This is a genomic window from Acinetobacter sp. AG3 (genome assembly GCF_022343575.1).
GTDB classification, from domain to species: domain Bacteria; phylum Pseudomonadota; class Gammaproteobacteria; order Pseudomonadales; family Moraxellaceae; genus Acinetobacter; species Acinetobacter guillouiae.
In genome coordinates, this window is sequence record NZ_JAKQZD010000001.1 from 472,933 (window position 1) to 497,875 (window position 24,943).

At 38.3% G+C, this 24,943-nt stretch carries 24 protein-coding genes and 3 tRNA genes; 18 read left to right on the forward strand and 9 right to left on the reverse strand.

The genetic code is table 11. The features are described from left to right. Positions 1-154 precede the first annotated feature (154 nt). On the forward strand, positions 155-1,645 hold the full coding sequence (locus L3V46_RS02205) for an NAD(P)/FAD-dependent oxidoreductase (RefSeq protein ID WP_004725729.1): 1,491 nt from the start codon (positions 155-157) through the stop codon (positions 1,643-1,645). A 162-nt stretch (positions 1,646-1,807) separates the two neighbouring features. On the opposite strand, the gene L3V46_RS02210 is transcribed toward L3V46_RS02205, so the two are convergent. Then, complete coding sequence (locus tag L3V46_RS02210; RefSeq protein ID WP_239044815.1) at positions 1,808-2,980, reverse strand: acyl-CoA dehydrogenase family protein; 1,173 nt, start codon at positions 2,978-2,980, stop codon at positions 1,808-1,810. 180 nt (positions 2,981-3,160) lie between these two features. Here L3V46_RS02210 and L3V46_RS02215 point away from each other — a divergent pair, with 180 nt between their 5' ends. The 6 genes from L3V46_RS02215 to L3V46_RS02240 all read left to right on the forward strand — a co-directional run bounded on the left by L3V46_RS02215 (position 3,161) and on the right by L3V46_RS02240 (position 8,736). Then, complete coding sequence (locus L3V46_RS02215; RefSeq protein WP_004816878.1) at positions 3,161-3,418, forward strand: succinate dehydrogenase assembly factor 2; 258 nt, start codon at positions 3,161-3,163, stop codon at positions 3,416-3,418. Between the two features lie 163 nt (positions 3,419-3,581). Further along, positions 3,582-3,809 carry a hypothetical protein gene (locus tag L3V46_RS02220; RefSeq protein ID WP_004725735.1) on the forward strand — a complete coding sequence of 76 codons (228 nt, stop codon included), beginning with the start codon at positions 3,582-3,584 and terminating at the stop codon, positions 3,807-3,809. Positions 3,810-4,011: 202 nt separating this feature from the next. Continuing rightward, entirely contained in the window at positions 4,012-4,173 is a 162-nt protein-coding gene (locus L3V46_RS02225; protein ID WP_004725737.1) for a hypothetical protein, read from the forward strand. A gap of 220 nt (positions 4,174-4,393) precedes the next feature. Next, entirely contained in the window at positions 4,394-5,482 is a 1,089-nt protein-coding gene (locus L3V46_RS02230) for a hypothetical protein (protein WP_034614362.1), read from the forward strand. Positions 5,483-5,548: 66 nt separating this feature from the next. Then, positions 5,549-6,121 (forward strand): rhombosortase, encoded by a 573-nt coding sequence (rrtA, locus tag L3V46_RS02235; RefSeq protein WP_239044816.1) that lies wholly within the window; start codon positions 5,549-5,551, stop codon positions 6,119-6,121. 416 nt (positions 6,122-6,537) lie between these two features. Then, complete coding sequence (locus L3V46_RS02240) at positions 6,538-8,736, forward strand: TRAP transporter large permease subunit (RefSeq protein ID WP_004816882.1); 2,199 nt, start codon at positions 6,538-6,540, stop codon at positions 8,734-8,736. A gap of 59 nt (positions 8,737-8,795) precedes the next feature. On the opposite strand, the gene L3V46_RS02245 is transcribed toward L3V46_RS02240, so the two are convergent. Continuing rightward, positions 8,796-9,575, reverse strand: coding sequence for a helix-turn-helix transcriptional regulator (locus tag L3V46_RS02245; RefSeq protein WP_239044817.1), 780 nt, complete (start codon positions 9,573-9,575; stop codon positions 8,796-8,798). Positions 9,576-9,739: 164 nt separating this feature from the next. Between L3V46_RS02245 and L3V46_RS02250 the strand changes: the two genes are divergently transcribed. Continuing rightward, on the forward strand, positions 9,740-10,660 hold the full coding sequence (locus tag L3V46_RS02250) for a DMT family transporter (RefSeq protein ID WP_034614348.1): 921 nt from the start codon (positions 9,740-9,742) through the stop codon (positions 10,658-10,660). A gap of 100 nt (positions 10,661-10,760) precedes the next feature. On the opposite strand, the gene L3V46_RS02255 is transcribed toward L3V46_RS02250, so the two are convergent. The 5 genes from L3V46_RS02255 to rnr all read right to left on the reverse strand — a co-directional run bounded on the left by L3V46_RS02255 (position 10,761) and on the right by rnr (position 16,847). Then, on the reverse strand, positions 10,761-11,204 hold the full coding sequence (locus L3V46_RS02255) for a hypothetical protein (RefSeq protein ID WP_004816886.1): 444 nt from the start codon (positions 11,202-11,204) through the stop codon (positions 10,761-10,763). Between the two features lie 15 nt (positions 11,205-11,219). Further along, complete coding sequence (locus L3V46_RS02260) at positions 11,220-11,429, reverse strand: YheV family putative zinc ribbon protein (protein ID WP_171066870.1); 210 nt, start codon at positions 11,427-11,429, stop codon at positions 11,220-11,222. Positions 11,430-11,483: 54 nt separating this feature from the next. Beyond that, positions 11,484-13,511: a M3 family metallopeptidase gene (locus L3V46_RS02265; RefSeq protein WP_239044818.1), complete on the reverse strand. Its 2,028-nt coding sequence runs from the start codon at positions 13,509-13,511 to the stop codon at positions 11,484-11,486. 92 nt (positions 13,512-13,603) lie between these two features. Next, positions 13,604-14,239, reverse strand: a complete 636-nt coding sequence (locus tag L3V46_RS02270; RefSeq protein ID WP_239044819.1) for a hypothetical protein — start codon at positions 14,237-14,239, stop codon at positions 13,604-13,606. 157 nt (positions 14,240-14,396) lie between these two features. Then, a complete protein-coding gene (gene rnr / locus L3V46_RS02275; protein ID WP_178283395.1) occupies positions 14,397-16,847 on the reverse strand; it encodes a ribonuclease R in 2,451 nt (816 codons plus the stop codon). A gap of 264 nt (positions 16,848-17,111) precedes the next feature. Here rnr and L3V46_RS02280 point away from each other — a divergent pair. The 3 genes from L3V46_RS02280 to L3V46_RS02290 all read left to right on the forward strand — a co-directional run bounded on the left by L3V46_RS02280 (position 17,112) and on the right by L3V46_RS02290 (position 17,417). After that, positions 17,112-17,201 (forward strand) — tRNA-Ser (locus tag L3V46_RS02280). 15 nt (positions 17,202-17,216) lie between these two features. Beyond that, positions 17,217-17,293, forward strand: a tRNA-Arg gene (locus L3V46_RS02285). A gap of 47 nt (positions 17,294-17,340) precedes the next feature. Beyond that, positions 17,341-17,417, forward strand: a tRNA-Arg gene (locus L3V46_RS02290). 61 nt (positions 17,418-17,478) lie between these two features. On the opposite strand, the gene L3V46_RS02295 is transcribed toward L3V46_RS02290, so the two are convergent. After that, the gene (locus L3V46_RS02295) at positions 17,479-18,429 is read right to left on the reverse strand and encodes a hypothetical protein (protein ID WP_239044820.1); all 951 of its coding nucleotides are present in this window, start codon (positions 18,427-18,429) and stop codon (positions 17,479-17,481) included. A gap of 198 nt (positions 18,430-18,627) precedes the next feature. Here L3V46_RS02295 and L3V46_RS02300 point away from each other — a divergent pair, with 198 nt between their 5' ends. The 6 genes from L3V46_RS02300 (at position 18,628) to L3V46_RS02325 (ending at position 22,981) form a co-directional block, all read left to right on the forward strand. After that, complete coding sequence (locus tag L3V46_RS02300; protein ID WP_004816901.1) at positions 18,628-18,825, forward strand: hypothetical protein; 198 nt, start codon at positions 18,628-18,630, stop codon at positions 18,823-18,825. A 202-nt stretch (positions 18,826-19,027) separates the two neighbouring features. Beyond that, entirely contained in the window at positions 19,028-19,687 is a 660-nt protein-coding gene (locus L3V46_RS02305) for an amino acid ABC transporter permease (RefSeq protein WP_004816902.1), read from the forward strand. Continuing rightward, positions 19,677-20,342 (forward strand): amino acid ABC transporter permease, encoded by a 666-nt coding sequence (locus tag L3V46_RS02310; protein WP_239044821.1) that lies wholly within the window; start codon positions 19,677-19,679, stop codon positions 20,340-20,342. The genes L3V46_RS02305 and L3V46_RS02310 overlap by 11 nt, the downstream gene beginning before the upstream one ends. Positions 20,343-20,344: 2 nt before the next feature. Further along, positions 20,345-21,076: an amino acid ABC transporter ATP-binding protein gene (locus tag L3V46_RS02315; protein ID WP_004725765.1), complete on the forward strand. Its 732-nt coding sequence runs from the start codon at positions 20,345-20,347 to the stop codon at positions 21,074-21,076. A 65-nt stretch (positions 21,077-21,141) separates the two neighbouring features. After that, positions 21,142-22,044 carry a cysteine ABC transporter substrate-binding protein gene (locus tag L3V46_RS02320; protein WP_239044822.1) on the forward strand — a complete coding sequence of 301 codons (903 nt, stop codon included), beginning with the start codon at positions 21,142-21,144 and terminating at the stop codon, positions 22,042-22,044. Between the two features lie 73 nt (positions 22,045-22,117). Beyond that, on the forward strand, positions 22,118-22,981 hold the full coding sequence (locus L3V46_RS02325) for a cysteine ABC transporter substrate-binding protein (RefSeq protein WP_239044823.1): 864 nt from the start codon (positions 22,118-22,120) through the stop codon (positions 22,979-22,981). 69 nt (positions 22,982-23,050) lie between these two features. On the opposite strand, the gene L3V46_RS02330 is transcribed toward L3V46_RS02325, so the two are convergent. Then, complete coding sequence (locus L3V46_RS02330) at positions 23,051-23,488, reverse strand: helix-turn-helix domain-containing protein (protein ID WP_034618244.1); 438 nt, start codon at positions 23,486-23,488, stop codon at positions 23,051-23,053. Positions 23,489-23,596: 108 nt separating this feature from the next. On the opposite strand from L3V46_RS02330, the gene L3V46_RS02335 reads away from it, so the two are divergent. Next, positions 23,597-24,856, forward strand: coding sequence for an MFS transporter (locus tag L3V46_RS02335; RefSeq protein ID WP_239044824.1), 1,260 nt, complete (start codon positions 23,597-23,599; stop codon positions 24,854-24,856). Positions 24,857-24,943 lie beyond the last annotated feature (87 nt).

Here is a 24,943-nt window from a genome sequence, read left to right on the forward strand (position 1 = left end):
TTCACCGGCCTTTTTTTATGCCTTTTTGTTGGACAATTTATGGTTTTGTCCCAAATTGACTTAAATTTCGTCAGAAAAATGCAAACTTGACATTGCGTATTGTCAGATTTGTGCTTTAATAAAAAAGTACTCTTAAAAAGGTTATAAAAACAACATGGAAAAGCAAGTTGATATTCTTATCGTTGGTGCAGGTATCTCTGGTATTGGTGTAGCTGCGCATCTTTCAAAACACTCACCACAACGTTCATTTGAAATTATTGAGCGTCGTGAGAGCTTCGGTGGTACTTGGGATTTATTTAAATATCCGGGTATCCGTTCCGATTCAGATATGTCTACTTTTGGGTTTAATTTTAAACCATGGCAAAAAGCCAATGTCTTGGCAGATGGCGCTTCGATTAAAGGCTATGTTGCTGAAGTTGTCGATGAATTTAAATTAAAAGATAAAATTCATTTTAATCAGCGTGTACGTACTGCAAATTATGATTCATCAATTAAAAAATGGGTCGTACAAATTGAAGATGAAAATCAAAAACTCAATACGTGGGTTGCAAACTTTGTAATCGGATGTACGGGTTATTATAATTATGACCAAGGTTATCAACCTGATTATCCAGGTAAAAATGATTTTAAAGGCGAATTTATTAACCCACAATTTTGGCCTGAAAACTTAGATTATACGGGTAAAAAAGTAGTGATTATTGGTAGTGGTGCAACAGCTATTACCTTAGTGCCTGCGATGTCAAAAGGTGGAGCAGGGCATGTGACCATGTTGCAACGTTCACCAACCTATATTGCTTCAATCCCATCTATTGACTTTGTTTATGACAAAATGCGTAAGGTTTTACCTGAAGATGTGGCATATAAGTTAACCCGTGCACGCAATATTGGTATGCAACGCGGTATCTATGCACTTGCACAAAAACAACCGAAATTACTGCGTAAGTTCTTACTCAAATCGATTGAAATGCAATTAAAAGGTAAAGTGGATATGAAACACTTTACCCCAACATATAATCCGTGGGATCAGCGGTTATGTGTTGTGCCAGATGGTGACTTATTTAAAATTTTACGTTCTGGTAAAGCCAGCGTTGAAACAGATCAAATTGAGAAAATTACCGCAACAGGTATCCAATTAAAATCTGGTAAGCATTTAGATGCGGATATCATCGTTTCAGCAACAGGTTTAGAAATCCAAATCTTGGGTGGTATCAAAGCTACAATTGATAATAAACCAATGAATACGTCTCAACACATGCTGTATCAGGGTGTGATGGTTAGCGATGTGCCAAATATGGCAATGATCATTGGTTATATCAACGCATCATGGACATTAAAAGTTGATATTGCAGGTGAGTATATTTGCCGTCTTGTAAACTATATGGACAAGAAAGGCTATGACGAAGTTATTCCACAAGGTGATGCAACTGAATTGATGGAAGATACGGTGATGGGCAGTTTAAGCTCAGGTTATATTGCTCGTGCGGCGGATGTGATGCCAAAACAAGGTAAGCATGCACCTTGGAAAGTGTCGAATAACTATTTAGCAGATCGTAAAGAACTTAAAAATGCCAAGTTTGAAGATGGTGTTTTAAAATTTCATAAGCGTGAAGCACAACTCGCAAAAAAGCCTAAACTGGTTTCTTAATCAAACCTAGAAGCAACCAAACTAAGAAATAGCAAAATAAACAAGCTATGAAATAAACAAGGAGCGTAAGCTCCTTTTTTATTGCGACATAAAAATTGATTTAAAAAGAATGCTTGGTGATAGAAAAAGGAGCCAAAGCTCCTTTAATATTAATTGGATAAATTATAAAGAACGGGAAATCAGTTCTTTCATAATCTCGTTTGTACCTGCATAAATACGATTTGCCCGATTATCGATATAAGCGCGTGCAATTGGATATTCCAGCATATAACCATAACCACCATGTAATTGAAGGCATTCATCAACCACATTAGAGAATACTTCTGAAATTTTGTATTTTGCAGCAGCTGCAGCATCAACACCTAAGATGCCTTCAAGTTGTAATTCCATACAACGATCGAGGTAAGCACGGCAGAAATCAATTTCTGTGCGCATTTCAGCAAGTTTAAAGCGTGTATTTTGAAAAGCACCGATCGGTTTACCAAACGCTTTACGGTCTTTGGTATATTGAACGGTGTGTGCCAACGCTGCTTCTGCGCCTGCTTGGCAGATAATCGCGACCAGCATACGTTCCCATGCCAACTCTTTCATCAGCATGATAAAACCCATGCCTTCCATACCCAATAAATTTTCTTTTGGTACACGAACATCTTCAAAGAACAATTCGCAAGTATCTTGTCCTTTCATACCAATTTTATTGAGTGGTTTGCCTTTGCTAAAGCCAGCACGGTCAGCTTCAACGATAATCAAAGATAGGTTGGCAGAACCTTTCTCTGAACTGCCTGTTTTACATACCACAATTGCCATATCACATAGATAACCATTGGTAATAAAGATTTTAGAACCATTGATTACATATTCATCCCCATCTAAAACAGCGGTGGTGCGAACACCTTGTAGGTCTGAGCCTGTTCCTGGTTCTGTCATCGCAATGGCTGTGACGGTTTCTCCAGAAGCCATTTTAGCAATCCAATGTTTTTTCTGCTCTTCATTACCAAAGTTGTTGATGTAGTTGGCAACAATATCCGAGTGCAAAGAAAAACCTGTAGAAGAATCCATTGCATAGGCTTGTTCTTCAATCAGAATCATACTGTAGAGGCGATCTACGCCATAGCCACCATATTCTTCAGGCATAGTCGCACAGAGTAGACCCATTTCACCTGCTTTGTTCCATAAATCGCGATCTACATGTTGTTGCTGTTCATATTTAGCAATATTTGGCACAACTTCTTTTTCATAAAATTTACGTACTGTTTCACGAAAAGCATCGTGATCGGAATTAAACAATTTACGAGGCAACATATTGGTTAAAGGTCGGATAGCACCTGATTGCATTTTTATAATATCCATATGAGTTTTAGTGAGTTGAAATTATGTGAATTGCTTATTTGTCGCAATGAGATGAATGCTCAAAACTCATTTTTAAATGATGAATTTGGTCATTTAGAAGAATTTAGCGAGAAATTGATCGGGAATCGGGTAAACTAAGTCAGAATTAACCATTGGGGGAAAATGATGTCAGAAGAACTTACTTTAGAAGAACGTAAAGTGATTTATCGTGCTCGTCGCGGTTTAAAAGAGATTGATGTATATTTTGACCCATACGTAAAACAATATTACTTAGCAGCAAGTGCGCAGGAAAAAGCCTTGTTTAAAGAGTTAGTTGATCAGGAAGACCCAGATTTATTGGATTGGTTTATGGAAGTTTCAGAGCCACCTCGACCTGAACTCAGAAGCTTGATCAATAAACTTAAAGATTATGTCCACGGATGAGTTAAAAACTCACCAACGATATCAATTCAAACCCAGTCGTATTGCACTGGGTTTTCAGCTTTTGTGTTTAACAATTATTTTTATAGTGCTGTACTCGATTATCACTGTATGGATAAGTGGATTACTGCTGTTGTTGGCATGCTTCAGTCTAAAAATATTTAGAATGCGTCCACAAGTCCGAAGTTTAGAACATTTTGATTTAGATCAATGGACCCTACAATATGAGGATTCCAATCAAATTCATCATGTACAAATTCAGCAAATGATTGATCATCGATTTTATATCGCAGTGTATTTTTGTGAGAAAAACAATAAAAGTTTAATTATTTGGCAAGATCAGGTGAGCAAAATACAGTGGAAATCTTTAAAATCTCGGGTCAAATTAAGTTAATTGTCTAACAAATATAAAAAATCTAATCTAAATTTAATCTAAATAAAACAAAATCTTATTTGTATTTTTGCTTATTTAATATCCATTGTTAGACCAAATATATACAAAATAGCGCAATTGTAAAATTGTCGGACAATTATCTCTGTAAAAATCTGATCTTGCATGTAAATTAAAACTACCAACAGCGAGGAGGAATTTCCAAATGGGTGAAATTCATACGTTTTGGTTCTTAGTGGTTGCAATTGTTTTTGCAATTATATTTGGAAGACTAGGAACTATGCTGAGGGAACAGATTGAGAAAGCTAACGCTAACAGTGTTAACGGTAGCAAATTTAAAAGACTTAAAACCAATAAACTCTCTTAAAGAGTTTACCTTTTAACAAGTAGCATGTGCTGAACCGTCGCAATGCTACTTTTTTTTGCTTAAAATTTGTATAAAAACCAGATTAGGTCAATTGAATACTTTCTATATTGTGGCAAATTCTTCAGATGAAATTAGAGCTATTACTCTGTTATTCAGAGATTGCATCTGATATTGTTATTTTAAAAGGGATATAAACACAATTATATAGAGGACAGGAAGTATGTCTAAGGTCCACAAGCTTGGTCAATTGATGCTGACCGCTGTTGTTGCCTCATCTGTGTTATCAGGTTGTTCATATGTTGTAAAATCAGGTGCCAATGTTGCGCTTGGCTTTAGTGAAAAACATATCGTCCCACCCATTTTGGCGGGCAATGATACAGATATGGCGTGCAACTCAGGCAATGCATTAACGCCAGCGATTATGGCAACAAAAGATATGGGGGCCGACCCCACCCGTATGGCGGTATTGTTATATTCAGCTGCGGGGATGTGTGCAGAAAATCGTGCTTTGGATGCAGAACTCAGATATTTACGTGCTTCAAAAGACGGTAAAGTGACTGAAGCGCAAGATGCTCGTATAGAACAAAAACGTTGGGCAGCCCTTGCCGCAGAACGTCAATACACGGGTTATCAATTATTTGCAGAACGTTGGCAGGCAAAATATAAATATACTTTAGGTGATTCTTGTCCAACCATGCGTAAGGACTTAGATCAAACCATCTATTTAATTGGTATGCTCAGCGGTTTGCAAGCGATGACCAATGACATTAACTCTGGTGGTGCAGTCAATGTACCGAAAGATATTGCTGCGATTGTTGAACGTGGTATGGCATGTCTAGACAATAACAAATTCTGGGGTGCGCCAATGGCGACCCGTGCAGTGATTTGGATATTGTTACCAGGTGCAGGAGATGGTAAGCCTGATCCAACCCAGACCTTACAACAATCAATGCAAATCGCAGAACAGAAAGGTGTTCGTCTAGCATTTGCAATGAATGCTGTTGCAGCACAAGCCAGTGGTGACGATGCTAAATTAAGAGCGGCGTTAAAAGCCTATGCCGCATCGCGTGCAGATGATAAGCCAGTAAACCCTGAATTTAGATTGTTAGATGGTATGGCCGGTCAAATGGTTCAAGGTATTGCCGATCGTTATTGGACTGAACATACTGGTGTTCGTGCAGCAGATGATGGAATGACCACATTCTGGGATGAACAAGCATCTACGGGTGATGATGAATTGTTTAATGATTTACCTGCACCGACTGAAGAGCCAAGTGCTTCAGCTGACGAACCTGCAGCAAATCCATAGTATTCAATTGCATGAATTGGTTAGAATTGAGGAAGAGCGACAGCTCTTCTTTTTTTATGGTGTAGCATGGAACAACACAAGTTAGATAAAAATATATTGTTTATTGCAACCTGTATCATTTTTTTTGCAATTCTTCAGCTTTTTCAAAATCATTTCATTTATCAGCATGATGTTTTTTTAAGCCAGCCTTGGCGTTGGTGGACAGGGCATTGGGTTCATGTGGGATGGATTCATTATGTTTTAAATGTTGTGGCTTTGGCCTGTTTACCCTTTTTATTTCCAAACATTAAAAAGCAAGTTTTTATTGCTTTATTGCTTATTTTACCGCCTTTACTCAGTCTCTGTTTTTATCTGATTTATCCTCATATTTTTGCTTATGCAGGTTTGTCTGGGATTCTTCATGGTCTGTTTGTATTTTGTGCAATCGTCAGTTTAAAAGAAAAGCCAGAACGAAATTTTGCCTTTATTGTATTGTTATGCATCCTCGGCAAAATCACATGGGAACATTTTTTTGGTGCACTACAAACTGAACAATTAATAGGTCATCCTGTTTTAATACAGGCGCATTTGCTTGGGGTGATTTTTGGAAGTATTTGTGCCATTTTGAGCTTAATTTTTCGACTTAATGTCACCAAATAGAAAGTGAATCAACGCTATTATTTGTATGAAATATTATTTTATAAAATTTCATTATTTTGATGAGGTTAAGCACATAGCATTGTAAAAATATTTAAAAAATAAATTTGAATAAATGCTTTGTAATGAATGGATAGTGATTCTCATTTGTGGTTAATTATGTGAATGTTACATCTATTTTAGTTGTAAAAAATATAAGTACTGAGTTGTTTTTTCACATTTAATGATAAGACTATAGATGAGTTGACAAAAAGCTCGCCAAAAAAATTAATCTTTGTCATGTTTTTCTTAGGAAAATTAAGGCAAATTTGAGTGGTGATGATAGGAATGGGTATTGGTAAAGGATTTTACCTCTCACCTAATAATAAAAGATAAGCTGTGCAAGCGATTGTACACTGGTTATAAAAACTGGAATAACAATGCAAGAACCTGTAAATAATAGATCGGGATTAGGTCTACTCAGTTATCTCTGGAATGAGTGGTTCTCAACCTTTTCCATCCTTATTCTGCTTCTCCTGACCTTGATCATTGGGACAGGGGATATGATTCATGGGCAAATGCTTCGTTTAGGTGAACGCCTATATGGAGACGAAAAAATAGGAATGCAATATTCCTTTTTACGTGCTGAGCCCAACAAACCTTCATGTGACCGCAATGTAGATATCGATAAGCTTGTTAAAGAAAAAATGCAACAGGAAGCCAGTGATCCTGATGCGGCATTTTTTGGTTTAACACCAGAAGCAGATGTTCGCGCTTCATTCGTTTCAGCTCAAACGGATTGTGAACAGAAATATGCGTTCTATGATAAATCGATCAAACATATGGAAGATCATCCATCCCTTCGTTCATATCGTTCGATGGAAACGGGTTTCTTCTGGATATTGAAATGGGGCTCTGAACATCGTGTACTCATCCTGATTTTGATGGTCGTGATTGCTGCAATTACAGCATCATTGAAGATGCATCATATTGGGCTACGTCCAGCGCGTACTAAGCTTGATTTTAAAGTCTATAACATTGCGATGGTACTGGGGAATGCCTTACTGAGCTTCTCGGTCATTAGCCAATATCGTTCAGTACTCAATTCTGGTGTTGAATCGACCCTTGAAACGATTGGAGTCTATTGGCTATGGATGATTCTGTTTGTGGTCTTAACAGTCATCAGCCTGTTTAAATTATTCCGTACACCAGAAAATGCTGAAGAAGGCGGTAAATTTGGCCTTGCGCTGCTGAGCATACCTTTATATGCCTTTATGGCAATTGTGACAGGTATTGCGTTTACTTTCTTTATGGACTACCCAATGGGGCAAGGTATTTACCTTGGCTTGTTGACTGAATTTTCAAATATCTTCCTTAACTTAGCACTGTTTATTTGGGCGGGTATGTTATTGACCCAAACACGTGTGATGGATCTTTTCTTGGCGATTCTTCGTCCTTGGAACTTAGCGCCTGAAACGTTGACGTGGATCATTTTGATTGGTGCTGCAATTCCAACCGCATATACAGGTGCTTCGGGAATCTTCGTTGTTGCTGCTGGTGCAATTATCTATAAAGAAGTGTGGAATTCAGGTGCTCGTCGTCAATATGCACTTGCGGTTTCAGCAATGTCAGGTTCGCTGGGTGTTGTACTACGTCCGTGTCTCTTGGTGATCTTAATTTCAATGCTGGATAGCCGTCATGTAACTTCAGACGAGTTATTTAATCATGGTATTTATGTATTCTGGTTAACCGCATTTATTTTCTTAGGGGTGTCGTTATTCCTTGCTGAGAATAAGTTCCGTATTAACTCACCGAAAACCGCTGTCCCTGGTATGTTGCGTGCTTTCGTTCCAGTGCTTCCATATATCTTGATTGTTGCTGTCGTGATTGGCTTCTATCAGTTTGGTCTGGACACGAAAATGGATGAATTTACTGCACCTGTAATTCTTCCAATCATGCTATTGGCATTTATTTTATTTGATAAGTTATTTGGTAATAAATTACCGATACCAGAAAACCCAAATAAAGCGCTTGCTCTAGAGCATGAAAAAAATTCTGAATACTTACGTGAGCATGGCGATACCGCTGAAACAAAACGTGGCTTCCGTAGCGCAATTCGTTTTGCAACATCGGAAAGTGTTGGTCATATTGGTGCGTTAATTATCTTAATGGCATTGTCTGCAAGTGTTGGTGGTCTGATTGAACGTAGTGAGATCGTGACCATGGTTCCAACGCATCTGGGTAGTATCTTGGTAACACTCGGCTTTATGGCATTGTTACTTGCATTAATTGGTATGACAACAGATCCATTTGGTGCGGTGATTCTTGTTGCTGCAACGATTGCGCCAGTTGCATTTGAAAATGGTATTCATCCGATTCACTTCTGGATGATTGTACTGGTTGCATTTGAGTTTGGTTATGTTACGCCACCTGTTGCGCTCAACCATTTGCTGACGAGGCTCTCGGTCGGTGATGCAGAGGTTGCCGCCGCCGATGCAGAGGCAAAAGCCAAATATACAAGCTTCTACTATCGTTATGAGCGTTGGATCTTACCAATCGTGGTGCTGTTCTCAGCATTGGTGATTGTGACCTATGCGCCGTACATGTTTAACCTGTTTGACTGGTATGCCAGTAAATAATTGAATGTCTAAAAAGCGCCTTCGGGCGCTTTTTTTCTGTCTGTGGATTTTGAATAGATTTAGTGATCTTCAAATTGAAACTGCTGAATGTACTCACTCGGCGTCAAACTGGTTTCACGTTTAAACATGGCACTAAAGGCACTGGCACTGTCATAACCCAGATCCAGCGCAACGTTGAAAATAGATTTATTCATTGCCAAATCAGTCATGGCTTGCATCAGCCTTGCCTGCCGTACCCAATGACTAAAATGCATAGTGGTTTCTTTCTGAAAATGTCGAGTGAGGGTTTTCGGACTAACATGTAAAAATTGGGCTGCGTGTTCGAGTGTCCATGTATGGCTAAGATCAAGTTTGATTTCAGCACAAAGCTTTTGCAATTTAATATTTTGTGGCTCAGGTAAGTTAAATGGTAGAACAGGGAGAAGCTCCAACTCATCTAAAATCAGTTCAAGTAATCGTGCTTCACGACTTTGAGGATGGATCGTGGTTTGAATCTGCATCGCGGAGCGAATAAGCTCTTTTAGCAGGGGCGATATCGTGACAACACGACATTCATTGACTAATTTTAAACGTGCGTCTGGCTGAATAAATACACCATAAGCTTGCACATCACCACTGATCAGTAAGGCATGAGCCTTATATGCTGGAATCCATACACCGCGTCCCGGTGGCGTGACCCATGTTCCTTCTGTCGTTTGAATACGGATAACCCCAGAAAGCGTATGAATCAGTTGGATACGCTCATGGCTATGCCAATCTTCAATATGCCCATGGGAATAATTTTCAGTAAAGGCATAAATTGGATAATCTAAAAATCCATGATCATAATTATTCCCCACGATTTACTCCTCAATCAATACGGCACTGCCAATCATATATTCGTGGAATTGGCTTAGTCCTCAAGCATAATGTCCTTTTTGCGATAGTTATTGTCATTTTGTCGTACAAATACAAAATGATTATTTTTTAACATGGTTGAATCTTTCTGTATAGGCAGAGCAGCATGTTTCAAAAAGCTTATTTCTATCCATTGTTTGCCATTTTATTTTGGGCTGGAAATGTGATTGTGTCTAAAATGGCAAGTCATGCAATTTCACCTGTGGCGATTACATTTTATCGTTTGGTTTTTGCGCTCGCTGTGATGAGTACTTTTGTATTGATTCCCACGTGGAAAAATCGCCATATTATTCGCCAGTATTGGAAACATTTGGCTTTAGGTGGATTTCTTTCTGTATCCTTATTCCAATTTTTGTCTTATCAAGCAGCGACAACCACAACAGCGACCAATATGGCGATTGTGACGGCATTGATTCCATTATTGACGATTATTTTAAGTACATGGATTTTAAAGGATCAGATTAGCTATGGCTTAGTGATCGGAGGCTTCTTATCATTCTATGGTATCTTGTATTTATTGAGTCATGGGCATATTGCTCAAGTTTTTAGCCAAGGTATGCATCTTGGCGATGGCTTGATGTTACTTGCCGCAATCGGCTACGCCTTATATGGTGTGCTGTTAAAACGTTGGAAAATGCCGATCCCTGCATGGCAATCGAATTTTGTGATGTCGAGCTTTGCCATCTTATATGTTTTGCCGTTTTTTATCTTTTTACCTGCATCGCAAATGCAACTGAATCAACAGACCATTCCTTTGATTTTGTACGCCAGTATTTTCTCATCAATTTTATTGTCTTATTTATGGATTGAAGGTGTAAGACATTTGGGGCCCAATAAAAATAGTATTTTTATGAATTTATTGCCTGTGTTTACAGCTTTAATTGCCGTGGTGCTCTTGGGTGAACATTTACAAGTTTTTCATTTGGTTGGTGGTGGTTTAACACTCTGTGGAATTTTATTGGCGCAAATTATCCAAAAGCCAATCCAATGGAAAAAATCAACACAGCAATCATTGGACTCACTTTAAAATATTGAAATGACTATTGTTCAAATTGAAAAAAGCCTTAACTTATAAAGAGGTTAAGGCTTTCTAATAGCAGATCGTTATTTTTGCACATGATCAAAAATTATTGATTTTGTGCGGCCATTTGCTGTTGAAGTAGCTTGATTTGTTCTTCCTTAAGTTTAATCAATTGATCCGCATCAGCATGTTGTGATTTGAGGTTTTGTTGCTGATCATCGAGTTGTTTTTGGATGTCTTCTAGTTTAGCCACTTCTTCTTTCGCTAAACTGGCATTTTCAGGAATTTTATCTTTTAAAATGGATGCTTTGACCAACTCTACATTGGCAGTCTCTGAGGCTGCACTTTGTTCAACAGGCGTTGCCACAGGGGGTGCCGTTGCTTCCACTTTCTTCGCAGCAGGTGTAGTCTGATTCAATGGCTCATTGATTTGGGTGCTTTCAGAGGTGTTGTTTAACCAGAAAAAAATAGCAATTAAAACGATAACTGCCCCCAACCCGCCTGCAATAATCCACATTAATTTTGAATTGTTTCTTTGTTCTATATGCATTTTATTCGGTCCGATCTATTTTGAAGAGCGAGGCTTGAATTGAATGACCCCAATTTCATCAGGTATAGCAGGTTCTTCAGGCGCATCTACATGGGTAGGGCGATTTTCAGAATATCCACACTCGATGCATTCAATCCATTCAGCATCGCCTTGGGTGAGCATAACAATACGATCCATCGCTTCACATTTTGGACATTTTGCACCAGCAATGAAACGACGTCTAATATTCATACACCCACCACACTTTAAACAATTTTGGCCGTTAGTTTAAGCGTTTTTTTAGCTATTCGTCCAACCTTGATGACGTAATAATGCATCTATTTTAGGTTCACGACCCCGGAAATTGATAAATGCATCAAGTGCTGTATCTTTTCCGCCAACTGCAAGGATTGCCTTACGGAATTCTTGTCCAGTTTGGGTATTAAACACACCTTCATGTTCAAAGCGGTCAAAAGCATCACTTGCTAAAACTTCTGCCCATTTATAAGAATAATAACCCGCAGCATAACCGCCCGCAAAAATATGGCTAAAACCATTTTGGAAGCGGTTATAAGGTGCTGTTGCTAAAACTGCATACTTCTGGCGAATATCATCTAAAGTTGCTTGGATTTGTTCGGCATTTAGTGCAGGTGTAAGTTTATGAATGGTTAAATCGAACAGTGCAAACTCAATTTGTCGTAAAGTTTGCATACCTGACTGGAAGAAACGAGCATCGAGTAATGCTTTTAAAAGATGCTCAGGAAGTGAGTCTTTAGATTCAATATGTTCACTGATTAAAGCCAAGCTTTCCGTATCCCATGTCCAAAATTCCATAAACTGGCTAGGTAACTCCACGGCATCCCATGCAACGCCGTGTGTTCCAGCAACTGCAATATTGTCTACTTCGGTCAACATATGGTGTAAGCCATGACCAAACTCATGGAATAAGGTATTGACTTCATCATGCGTTAATAGGGCAGGCTGATCACCGACAGGTGGGGTAAAGTTCCCAACCATATAGCAGATTGGTTTTTGTAACCCCGTTTCGGTTTGCATACGCGAGCGGAAACCACTCATCCATGCACCACCACGTTTACCGTTACGTGCATAGAGGTCAAAGTAAAAACCACCAATCACAGTGCCTTGGTCTTCTAGTTCATAATAATGAGCATCTGTATGCCAAAGTGGTGCTTGGCGTTCAATGACTTGAATTCCATATAAACGATTGACCACATTAAATAAGCCTTGAATCACTTTAGGCGCAGGGAAGTATGGTTTTAAATCTTCCTGAGAAAGGTTGAACTGTTGAACTTTTAGTTTTTCAGAATAATAACCGCTGTCCCAAGGTTTTAGCTCATCTATGCCATCTTGTTTGGCAATGGCTTTGAGTTCTTCGATTTCTTTTAATGCAGGTGTACGTGCATGCTCTGCTAAATCAACCAGAAATTGATCAACAGTGGCCACATCGGGTGCCATTTTTGAAGCAAGTGAGTATTCTGCAAAATTGTCAAAACCTAAAAGCTTGGCCATTTCCTGACGTAAGCTGAGGATTTCAACCATCACGGGTGCATTGTCAAATTGCGTATCGCTGGCTTGATCTGAGGCGCGTGTAACATAAGCGTGATAGATTTCTTCACGGAGCGCGCGATCTTCTGCATAGGTCATGATGGCCAAATAAGATGGAATATCTAAGGTAGCAACAGGCTGATCTAGTTCGCGTTGTTGACCATATTGTTTGAGTAATTCAATACTGCCTTGCGGTAGACCTTTAAGCTGATCCGTGGTTAAAGTTTTGCTATAGGCTTGGGTTGAATCCAAAACATGATTAGAAAAATCAGAAGACAATTGGGATAATCGTGCTGAAATTTCTGCATAGCGTTTTTTAGCCTCACCTTCGAGGGCAACACCTGAAAGTTTAAAATCACGTAAAGCCAGCTTAATTGCACTTTGTTGCGCCGTTGGCAAGTCGCTAAAAATCGCATGATCATAAACATTTTGATAAGTTTGGAACAAAGCAACGTGTTGACCGATCTGGGTGTAGTATTCACTTAGACCTGGCAATAAGGCTTGATAGACTTCACGCGTTTCAGTGTTATTCATCACTGCGTTGAGGTGTGACAAAATTCCCCAAGATTCACTCATGTTATTTTCAAGTGAATCTACATTTTCGATCACTGCAAGTTGTTGTTGAATGCTTTCAGGGACTTGGACCAAGTCATTTAAAAAGTTTTGACCGTCTTGGATGGCTTTTTCAATATTTTGTTTGAGTTGATCTAAACTAATTTGATCAAATTGCGGTACTGGCAACGTTGCCTGTTCTAGTGTCATGAGCTTTATGCCAAATCATTTCTTAAGTTATAGATAGATGTAGGGCTTCTGGCAGGGGAAATCAAGGTGTGACAATAAAATTAACACAGATGTTAATGGACTTGTTTGGTTTTGAGGTTGTATTCAAAAGGGATAGAATATGCGCCCGCATCAAAACTGATGCCCAAAATATCTTTTTTAAGATAAAAGCCATTTGCATTTTTTAGCGCAATAAAATTTCGATCTTCAGCATAGTATCGGTATAGGTATTGCAGATCTGCGCTATCACAGTCATTAGACGTTTTAGAAAGCGTTGCTGTTTTATTTTCAATACATGGGTCAAGTTGCTGAGCAATTTCATTTGAGATTTGTGCTGCAGACAATTGATATTTTTGTAGTATTTGGGACAATGTTGCGAACTGTTTATTTTTTAAATCGATCACATAATACTTTTCACGATAATAGCTTTGTCCGCCTTCAATTTCTAAATGGGTATAAACACTTAAATAGTTTTGATCCTGATAGATCTTTCCTGAACTAAAGTCGATACGTGTAGCATCATCTGCCAAAAGTTCGTGTTTGATCTGTTGGTTGATTTTTTCAAAACCTTTGCCTTGGATAAAGGGAATATTTCCTGAAAAATTCGTATATTGGGGGGGAATAGTTTGGGTTTTAAAGGTGATGGTTTCAGCAGAAGCTACACAGCTGAGTAGCAGTATTGAGAGGGATAGTATATTTTTAATTTTCATGCTGTTATTTCTAGAGTTATTTGAGTCGTTATGCATGCATTATAAAACAAGGAAGACTCTATGAGGGTACAAGAAAAGTATTTTTAGACGTATTCAAATTTAAAATTTTAATGATAAAAAAGAGAGCCGAAGCTCTCTGATTTTGTGGTAAGTAAAATTACTCAGTCTTTGCTTTTGCGTTCGACTTTTTCTTTTTTGCTTTAGCCTTTTTCTTCACTTTATCTTTAGCCTTTGTTTCAGGCTGAGTTGCAGCACTTTTTCCAGGTTTTTTATTGTAAGAGCTGGGTTTTCCTTTGGGCTTTTTCTTTCGAATGGGACGTTCCCCATCTTCGCTGGCATTCCCACTGTCAGATTCAGATTTAACTTTGACAGGACGTTCAGAAAAAACTTCTTCTTTGGCAACGGGTTTTGCAACACGTGGTGCACGACTACGGATTACACGGCCCGCATGCGACAGTTGTTGTAACAATTCAAAATCAATCTTACGTTCTTCTAGGTTAACCCCAGCAACTTTAATTTTGACTTCGTCACCCAAGCCAAAGGCTTGACCACGATTTTGACCAACTAAATTTTGACTAACTTGGTCATAAACAAAGTAGTCATCGCCCAATTGACTCACGTGAATCATACCGTCCACATATAAGTCTTTTAGGGTTACAAATAAACCAAATTCAGCGGTTGCACTGATCACACCAACAAATTCTTCGCCTAAATGTTGCTGCATATAGTGACATTTCAGCCATGAAGTAACCGAACGCGAGGCTTCATCTGCACGACGTTCAGTTGCAGAGAAATGTTCACCCGCATCTTCTAACGCCGCACCTGAAAGTGGATACTTTTTGTTGGTTAAACTGGCTTTAATCGCACGATGTAATAGCAGGTCAGGGTAGCGACGAATTGGTGAAGTGAAATGGGTATATGCTTCATAAGCCAAGCCATAGTGCCCCACATTTTTTGGACCATAGTAGGCTTGCATCATTGAACGTAATAACACCGCATGAATACTCGGTGCATCAATACGATCTTTGGTTGCTTCAATCACCGTTTGATAATCGGCTTGTGTCGGTTGGTCAGGGAATTTAAAGCCCAATAATTTCACAAAGTCTTTTACTTTTTGAATGCGTGAAAACTCTGGTGCTTCATGCACACGGTACAACATTGGAACTTCATTTTTTAAGCAATATTCCGCTGCTGCAACGTTAGCAAGCAACATACATTCTTCAATAAGCTTATGCGCAACATTACGTGAACGCGGTAAAATTTCTTTAATTCCACCCAATTCATCAAAAGTCATGTAGGTTTCAACGGTTTCAAATTCCATTGCATGACGTTGTGCACGTAAACCTTTTAAAGTTTCATACAATTGGTAGAGCGTATTGACTGACTTACGGACATCACGATCTTCAGGAATTGCATTGCTGTCGCCATCCAAATATTGTGCAACTTGGGTATAGGTTAAACGTGCTTTTGAATGCATCACTGACGGATAAAATTCAAATTTAGTCACTTTACCAGCACGACTTAAATTTAAATCACACACCATACATAAACGGTCAACATGTGGATTTAAAGAACATAAGCCATTTGAAAGTGCTTCAGGCAACATTGGTAATACATAGTGTGGGAAATACACTGATGTACCACGTTCTTGCGCTTCATCATCTAAAGGTTTACCAACACGGACATAATGACTGACATCTGCAATCGCGACAACGACACGATAGCCACCACCAGGACGTTTTTCCGCATAGACTGCATCATCGAAGTCACGTGCGTCTTCACCATCAATGGTGACTAAAGGCAAATCTCGTAAATCTATACGGCCTTGACGATCTTTTGCAGAAGGTTCTTTAAATGCTTCAGCTTCTTTGATGACTTCTTCTGGGAACTCATAAGGTAAACCATATTCTAAAATGGTTTGTGGGATAATGATTTCAGTATCAGCTTTATCCGCCATTGATTGAATCACATGACCTGTCGCAAATTCATCTCGTGTTGGATAGTCATCAATTTCAACACGTAATGCATCGCCGACTTTGGCTTTGGCATGTTCAATCAGTTCTTTTTCTAAAGTTATGGGTTGATGTGCATTGGGAGGTGCAGGTTGAATAAAGTATTCACCTTCAAATTCTGCAACTTTACCAATCAGTTGTTTAACTCGACGTTGAGTCACTTCGGTAATATAGCCCCAAGCTTTACCTTTACGATCTACAGAAGTTTGTTGGACTTTAACGCGGTCACCATGGAAGACTTGACGTAATTCGCGCTCAGGGAGAAGGAATTCATCTTTCTTCCCATCTAAGCTTGCAACGCCTAAACCTTTAGCGTTGACATAAACAGTAGCGTCTAGGGTAGGTTGATCTGCCATCAGCTGATATTTAAAACCATCTTTCATCAACTGACCATCACGGACCATTGCACTTAAACGATGGCTGAGCGCATCTATACTTTTTTGATCGACAATTTCAAGCAGTTCAACAAGATCTGCATGTGACAATGCTTCTTGTTTTCGTTCAATGATTTCTAAGATAAGGGTACGACTTGGAATGGGATTGTCGTAACGCTCAGCTTCAGCTTTGGCTTCAGGATCGACCCAATTTTTCATGATGTATTTGGTTTCTAGTCAGAAGATATGATTAGCATAAGACATAGCGTGGAATACTGCACGTAATTGATTGCAATATTGTGTTTTTAATTTAGTTTTTAGAGAATTTTTCTTGGTATTTGTAGATTGTGATTATTTTGCAGCATAAAAAAACAACAAAATGATGAAAATCGCTTAAAAAGTATTTAATTGAGTAAATTTCTCTATTTTTTTTAATGTCATCACTTGCCGAATCGGGTTTTAGTTTGTATTATGGCGGCTCGTTACGGTGAGATGGGTGAGTGGCTGAAACCACATCCCTGCTAAGGATGCATACGGGTAACTGTATCGAGGGTTCGAATCCCTCTCTCACCGCCAACGATTACTTATGACGCGCTCATAGCTCAGCTGGATAGAGCACTTGGCTACGAACTAAGGGGTCGGGAGTTCGAATCTCTCTGAGCGCACCAATAAGTTAATCATGATGTAACGAATGCCTTTTGGCAACACAAGTATTGCGCTCATAGCTCAGCTGGATAGAGCACTTGGCTACGAACTAAGGGGTCGGGAGTTCGAATCTCTCTGAGCGCACCAACTTGAAGAATTAACCGCATACGTTGCGGTTTTTTTGTGCCTGAAATTTAGATCGATGATTTTAGGCCGGTGATTTTAGTTGGTTGAATATATTAATTCTCTTGGCTATTTTTCGAAAAATAAAATAGCTAAATGCAATAAGCCCAATAATAATGCCAGTGATCTCTAAATAGGAAAAAGTTCTAATTTTAAAAAGAAAAAAGATGCTAATTAAGCTTAGACTAAGCCACAATAAACAGAAAAATAGTATTTCATTAAAGAAGAATACTTGAAAAAGCCATTTGCGTAATGCCTTATTTTTAATTTGCGTCAGAAATAAAAATCGATGTTTAAAGCCAAATGAACTGTTTGGCGAGATTTCAGCTTTGGACAACAGCATTCGATAAAAATGGACCTCATCAAAAGACGCATTGGGTTTATTTTTAACAGGCTGTGGTGTCTTTTCATGATTATTTAACCATCTATCCACCTCAAAACAGGGCAGTAAAGACTCTCCAAAACCATCAATATCTAAATATCGATTTTGGGGTGTTTTAAGTTCAAAAGATTTTGGCAGCCAATATTTGGATGGTGATGGACTTTTGGGATCTCGATGTTTTTCTTCGATGAAATGGATCATATCCGCCATTTCATTGTTAGCTTCTAGGCTAAATGGATCAATCATCATTGCCATAATATCGGTAATATTAAGCTCGACTGAAAATGTTGGAGTACGTTGTAAATATTGTAAAAATGATTGCGCTAAAATGGCTACTTTTTCATCATTATAGAGTGCTGACCATATATTGAGTCTGGATTTAAACGTTTCACAGCTTTTTAAGATCGTTGCCCGAAAGACGTAATAAGTTAAGCCGTCTTGATCTTGAAGAGTGGTAATGTCTTCAACTTTAAATAAGGCCAACCAAAATAATGGAATCGAGTATTTAACTTCTTGATAGGTTTCATTTTCATCCATTTCACCCGTGGTTCTATCGAGATCGGATGAAATTAAAAGTGTTGAGTAATGTCCCATTGTTTCCTTTTATCATCTGAATTTTTATAGGAATATTTATGAAATAATAGTACAGGATTGATTGATGTGGAATTTAAATAAAATGAATTTTATTATTTTTTGCACGTCTATTCTTGTCGCAGAGTAAGGATTGCAACATCTATTCTAGAGCTAAAAACTTTAAAATAATAAAATAGCCGAAGCTTTAGAAAGAAGAACATGAAGAAATATACAGATGGATATTATATTTACCAGCATGTTGATTTTATTTGCCATTTCAACCTGCAACAGTGTGATGGCTGTAATCGCACGCTGACAGGTTTTGTCTATGAACTGCAAATCCAAAGTTTAGAAAATGAATCTGTCATCTTCTGTGCTGAATGTATGGAATTGTTAGACGTGGTGAATGCCGAATAATTGCTTCGGGCTGATGACTGTTCAATTTTAACTACGCTTATTTTTTTCACCGCAAAAAGTAAGCATTATCCAGCATTATTTTTATAGAAAAGCTTATCTGATAATCATATTTATTTAGAAAAAATTCTCACTGTAAGATAGTTCCAAATCATTTTTTCTGCTTTAGAGCGTAACAATAAAATAATTATTTTGGACGATTTCTTTGAATTGGCAATATATCTACAGTGTGATGCCACAGTTTGCTTCGGCAATGGTGACCACACTCAAAATCTCAATCATCAGTATTATTCTCGCAATATTGGTTGGTTTAATTTGCAGTATTCTCATTACCTATCGGGTACGGGTCTTTGACAAAATTGCCAAAATTTACATTGAATTATCACGCAATACACCCTTATTGATTCAGCTATTTTTCCTCTATTACGGTTTACCAAAACTGGGGATTAAAATTGATGGATTTAGCTGTGGGGTCATTGGTCTAACTTTTCTAGGTGGAAGCTATATGGCTGAAGCCTTTCGTGCGGGTTTACAAGCTGTGGCCAAAGGGCAAATTGATTCTGGTGAAAGTATTGGACTGAATCCTCTACAAGTTTTTCAATATGTGATCTTCCCTCAAGCTCTAGCAATTTCAATTCCTGCAATTGGTGCAAATTGTTTATTTCTGATTAAAGAAAGTTCTGTGGTGAGTGCCATCGCAGTGGTGGAACTATTGTTTGTCACCAAAGACTTAATTGGTATGGATTATAAAACCACAGAAGCATTGTTTCTCTTGATCATGTCTTATCTGATTATTTTATTGCCTGTGTCTATTCTCACCAGTTATCTGGAATACCGCAGTCGGAAGGTGAGCCATGGAATTTGATTATTTGTTTCAACCCAGCCACCTTGCACGATTACTGGAAGGGCTGTGGGTTACTGCAAAAATTGCCTTTATATCAGTATTTTTTTCAGCAATTTTTGGCACGATTTTCGGTGTCATTATGACATCAAAAAATTTACTGATTAAAAGTTTGTGTCGATTGTATTTAGAAGCGATTCGGATTATTCCAATTCTGGTTTTATTGTTTGTTTTCTATTTTGGCTTTGCAACATGGTTTAACTGGCAGCTCTCAGCGGTACTGGTATGTATTGTGGTTTTTGTATTGTGGGGCACAGCTGAAATAGGCGATTTAGTCCGTGCTGCCATCACATCGATAGATCAACATCAACGCGATTCTGCACATGCACTTGGCCTGAGTCCTATGCAAACTTTGGGCTATGTGATTTTCCCGCAGAGTTTAAAAAGAGTCACACCGGGCGCAATCAATTTATTCACGCGTATGATTAAAACCAGCTCCTTGGCAGTGCTGATTGGCGTGGTCGAAGTGATTAAAGTTGGACAGCAAATTATTGAAAATTCGCTGTTAATTGTTCCGAATGCATCTCTTTGGATTTATGGTTTGATCTTTATTTTATATTTCATCATTTGCTATCCCTTATCCCGTTTAGCGACGCATTTAGAAAAAGTTTGGGAGTAATCATGACTTTGTTATCTATACAACATTTACAGAAATCATTTGCAGAAAGTCATATTTTACAAGGCATAGATTTGGACGTAAAACAGGGTGAAGTCGTGGTGATCCTTGGTCCATCGGGATGTGGAAAAAGCACATTGTTGCGTTGTATCAATGGCTTGGAAAAAATTCAGGGTGGCACAATCAATTTAGCTGGCTCAGGTGTATTGGGCAAAGATTTAGCATGGGTGGATGTACGTCAAAAAATTGGCATGGTGTTTCAAAACTATGAACTTTTTGGGCATATGAATGTGATTGATAACATTTTATTAGGCCCTTTAAAAGTTCAAAAACGAACAAGAGCTGAAGCTGAGAAAGTCGCAGACGAATTATTGAAACGTGTCGGTTTATACGATCGTAAGCGAGATTATCCGCGACAGTTATCTGGTGGGCAAAAGCAACGTATCGCAATTGTGCGTTCATTGGTGATGCAGCCTCAAGTGATTCTGCTAGATGAAATTACTGCTGCTTTAGACCCTGAAATGGTCCGTGAAGTATTAGATGTGGTTTTAAAACTTGCGCATGAAGGGATGACCATGTTGATCGTGACTCATGAAATGTCTTTTGCCAGAAAAGTCGCAGACCGAATTATTTTTATGGATAAAGGCAAAATTATTGAGCAAGCCACACCTGAACAATTTTTTGAGCATCCACAGACTGAACGGGCAAAAGCCTTTTTAAATATGTTGAATTACTAACAGTAATTTAGACATCAATATTCACCCTAATAGCAACACAGAATGATCTATAAAAATGAGGATGTATGGCTTTATCTTATTTAACTCAACCATCGATTTTTTTTAATATTTCCAACATTGTTCGAACATTGAGTATGGCCTTATGTATGGGAATGTTGAGCGCATGTAGTCAGCCAACTGAACCAAATGCATCAGCGGAGCAAAATACCCAGAATGATCAATCTTTAGATCAGATTAAAAAGCAGGGCGTGTTCCGTGTTGCTGTTTTTGCAGATAATCCACCATTTGGTTATGTGGACAGTGCAGGTAAACCACAAGGTTTTGATATCGCTTTAGCAAAAAGAGTGACCAAAGATTTGCTTGGGGATGAAAATAAAGTTGAATTTGTGGTGACTGAAGCTGCTAACCGTGTGGAGTTTTTAAAATCGGGTAAAGCAGATGCGGTATTTGCCAGCTTTTCAGTCACTCCTGAACGTAAACAAGTGGTTGATTTTGCTCAACCGTATTTAAAGGCCGCTTTAGGCATCGTATCGCCTAAAGCCAAGACGATTACAGATATTCAGCAGCTTGAAGGCAAAACCTTGATCGTCAATAAAGGCTCGACATCAGATATTTATTTCACTAAGAATTACCCAAAAATTAATTTATTAAAGTTTGAACAAAATACCGATGCCTTTAATGCCTTGAAAGATGGTCGTGGTGATGCAATTTCTCAAGACAGTACTTATGCCTTGGCATGGGCAGCTGAGAATCCAACATTTACGGCGGGAATTCAACAAATTGGTAATCAAGACTTTATTGCACCTGCAGTGAAAAAGGGCAATAGCCAACTTTTAAATTGGCTCAATACTGAAATTTCAAGCTTACAAAAAACAGGTGAAATTCAGAAGATTTATGATCAGACCTTAAAGCCTGTCTACGGTGGAACTGTGGATGCTCAAGTCTTTTTGGATGTGACACCGAAATAAAAATTGCATTAAAGCGTTTAACTACGAAAAGAAATCATCGTTTAAATATGAAAATAGATCAGAGGAAAATTAAATGAATATATCAATAAAACAGCTGACTCATCTACTTGCAGCCTCAGTGCTTAGCTTAGGGTTAGCGGCGTGTAATAAAAACGCGCCAACAACTGAAAAAGCTACTGAACCTGAAAAAACCAGCTCAAGTATCGAGCAAATTAAGAAAAATGGTGTGGTTCGTATCGGGGTGTTTAGTGATAAGCCGCCTTTTGGTTACTTAGACGCACAAGGTAAAAACCAAGGTTTTGATGTGGAAATTGCTAAGCATGTTGCCAAAGACCTATTGGGAGATGAAAACAAAGTTCAATTTGTTTTAACGGAAGCTGCCAATCGTGTGGAGTACCTCAAAGCCAATAAGGTGGATATTATTTTTGCCAATTTCACCGTGACACCTGAACGTAAGGAAGTTGTCGATTTTGCCAAGCCTTATTTAAAGGTTTCTTTGGGCGTTGTATCACCTAAAGCCAAGCCGATTACAGATATTGCACAGCTTAAAGATCAAATTTTATTGGTCAATAAAGGCACGACAGCAGACTCATTCTTTAGCAAATCACATCCTGAAATTAAATTACAAAAGTACGAGCAGAATACAGAGACCTTTGATGCGCTGAAAGATGGACGTGGTGTGGCTTTGGCACATGACAATTTATTGGTACTGGCTTGGGCAAAAGAGAACCCAAATTATACCGTGGGTATTACCAGCTTAGGTCAGCATGATTTAATTGCACCTGCAGTCAAAAAAGGCGATAAAGAATTATTGGATTGGTTGAATCAAGACTTAGAAAAATTATCTAAAGCAGGGGTTATCCAGCAAGCCTATGAAAAGACGTTAAAACCTGTCTACGGTGATAGCATTAATCCAAAAGATTTATTGGTTGAGTAAAACCCTTAAAACTTAAGTTTGCTCTTTAAAAAATATCATCGACTTTAACTGGGAAAACATGATTTGCATTTAATTGATCTTTTTCACAAAGGTCTCTTGTGCAAGTAGATGTTTTCCTTTTTTTGTCATAGGTTGCATAAGTGCCAATTCATCACCTGTATTTTTCTCAAGTAAAATAGAATGTGGTTGATCCTCAGCGAATAAAAATTGCTCACCCCATTGACGTAATGCCACGATGATCGGGAACAGTGCATAACCTTGTTCAGTGAGCACATATTCCAAATAGGCTGAGCCATTAGAAGCAGGTTGGTTCTTTAGAATTTGAGCATCAATAAGTTTAGCCAAACGATCAGATAAAATATTTTTGGCGACATTTAAATTTTTTTGAAAATCACTAAATCGTTTTACCCCATCAAAAGCTTCGCGAATGATCAATAAAGCCCAACGATCTCCAATTAATTGCACTGACCGCGCAACTGGGCAAGCTTCATATGTGTCTTGATTCATCAGCTGTTCCATCTTTCATCTTAAAAATAAGACTATAAATCTAGTTGCAATTTAAAACAAGATTGCGTAATTTAATCTGGTTGCAAATTAAAACCAGATTGGTGCAAAATGAATAAAACAGCTCATCTTCAGCGCAATAAAACAAGAGAACAGCAGAGATCCCATCTTTCTCCAGCATTGGTGATGCTGTTGGCGTGTGCTGCTGGATTGAGTGTTGCAAATGTTTATTATGCACAGCCATTGCTGGATCTGATCGCCCAAGATTTTAAATTAGATTATTCGTGGGCGGGGTTAGTTGTTTCATTGACTCAAGTGGGATCAATCATTGCATTAATTTTTATTGTGCCTTTAGGCGATTTATTACCACGAAAATCTTTGATGTTGTTTCAGTCCATCATTTTATGTCTCGCTTTAATCTCGTTGGTTTTTTCAGATCATATTTTCACGTTGTTATTGAGTATGCTGATTGTGGGCATGTTGGGCACAGCGATGACTCAAGGCTTAATAGTTTATGCATCAGTTTTGGCAGCTGCTGATGAACGCGGCAAAATCGTGGGTACAGTTCAAGCTGGTGTGTTGATTGGCATACTTTTATCTCGGGTACTGTCTGGTAGTTTAGCGGATTGGTTTGGATGGCAAGGGGTATATATATTCTCAGTACTATGTATGAGTATGATCAGTGTGTTTTTATGGAAATACTTAGCTGTTATCCGTATCGAAAAAGATCCTACTCAGCAATTCACTTATTCCCAGATAATCTTTTCATTGTTTGAACAATTGTTTAAAAATAGAGTGTTACAGATTAGAGGCGTACTTGCTTTCATCATTTTCGTCAATTTAAATCTGTTTTGGAATGCGTTGGTATTTCCTTTATCTGTTCAGCCTTTTGAATATTCACATAGCTTGATTGGTTTTTTAGGCATCATTGGTGCTATCGGTGCAGTTATGGCAATCCGTGTTGGTGGGTTGGCTGATCGAGGCTATGCGCAGCGTGTTACACAATATGCGTTTCTATTACTGATCGGAGCTTGGGGCATTTTAACCTGCTTATATTTTTCAATTTGGGTTTTTATTTTAGCGATTATTTTATTGGATGTAGCCATTCAATCAGTCCATGTGATTAATCAAAGTCTGATCTTCCAAGCGGATATTCGATTACATGGGCGATTGGTTAGTGCTTATATGTTGTTTTATGCATTGGGCAGTGCTGTGGGATCATTACTGGCAACAACACTCTATGGACATTGGGGATGGTATGCCGTGTGTGCTGCTGGGATCCTATTGAGTGTAATTGGCTATTTATTTTGGTTGTTTACTGAAAAATATTTAATTCAATTTCAAATGAAACACCATGCAAGCAGTGAATAAATGCATAAATCCTAGGTTTTTTGTCGATTTAAAGATAAATAGCCCAAATACTAAACACTTGGTGTTTAACTATTGAAATAATCCTTA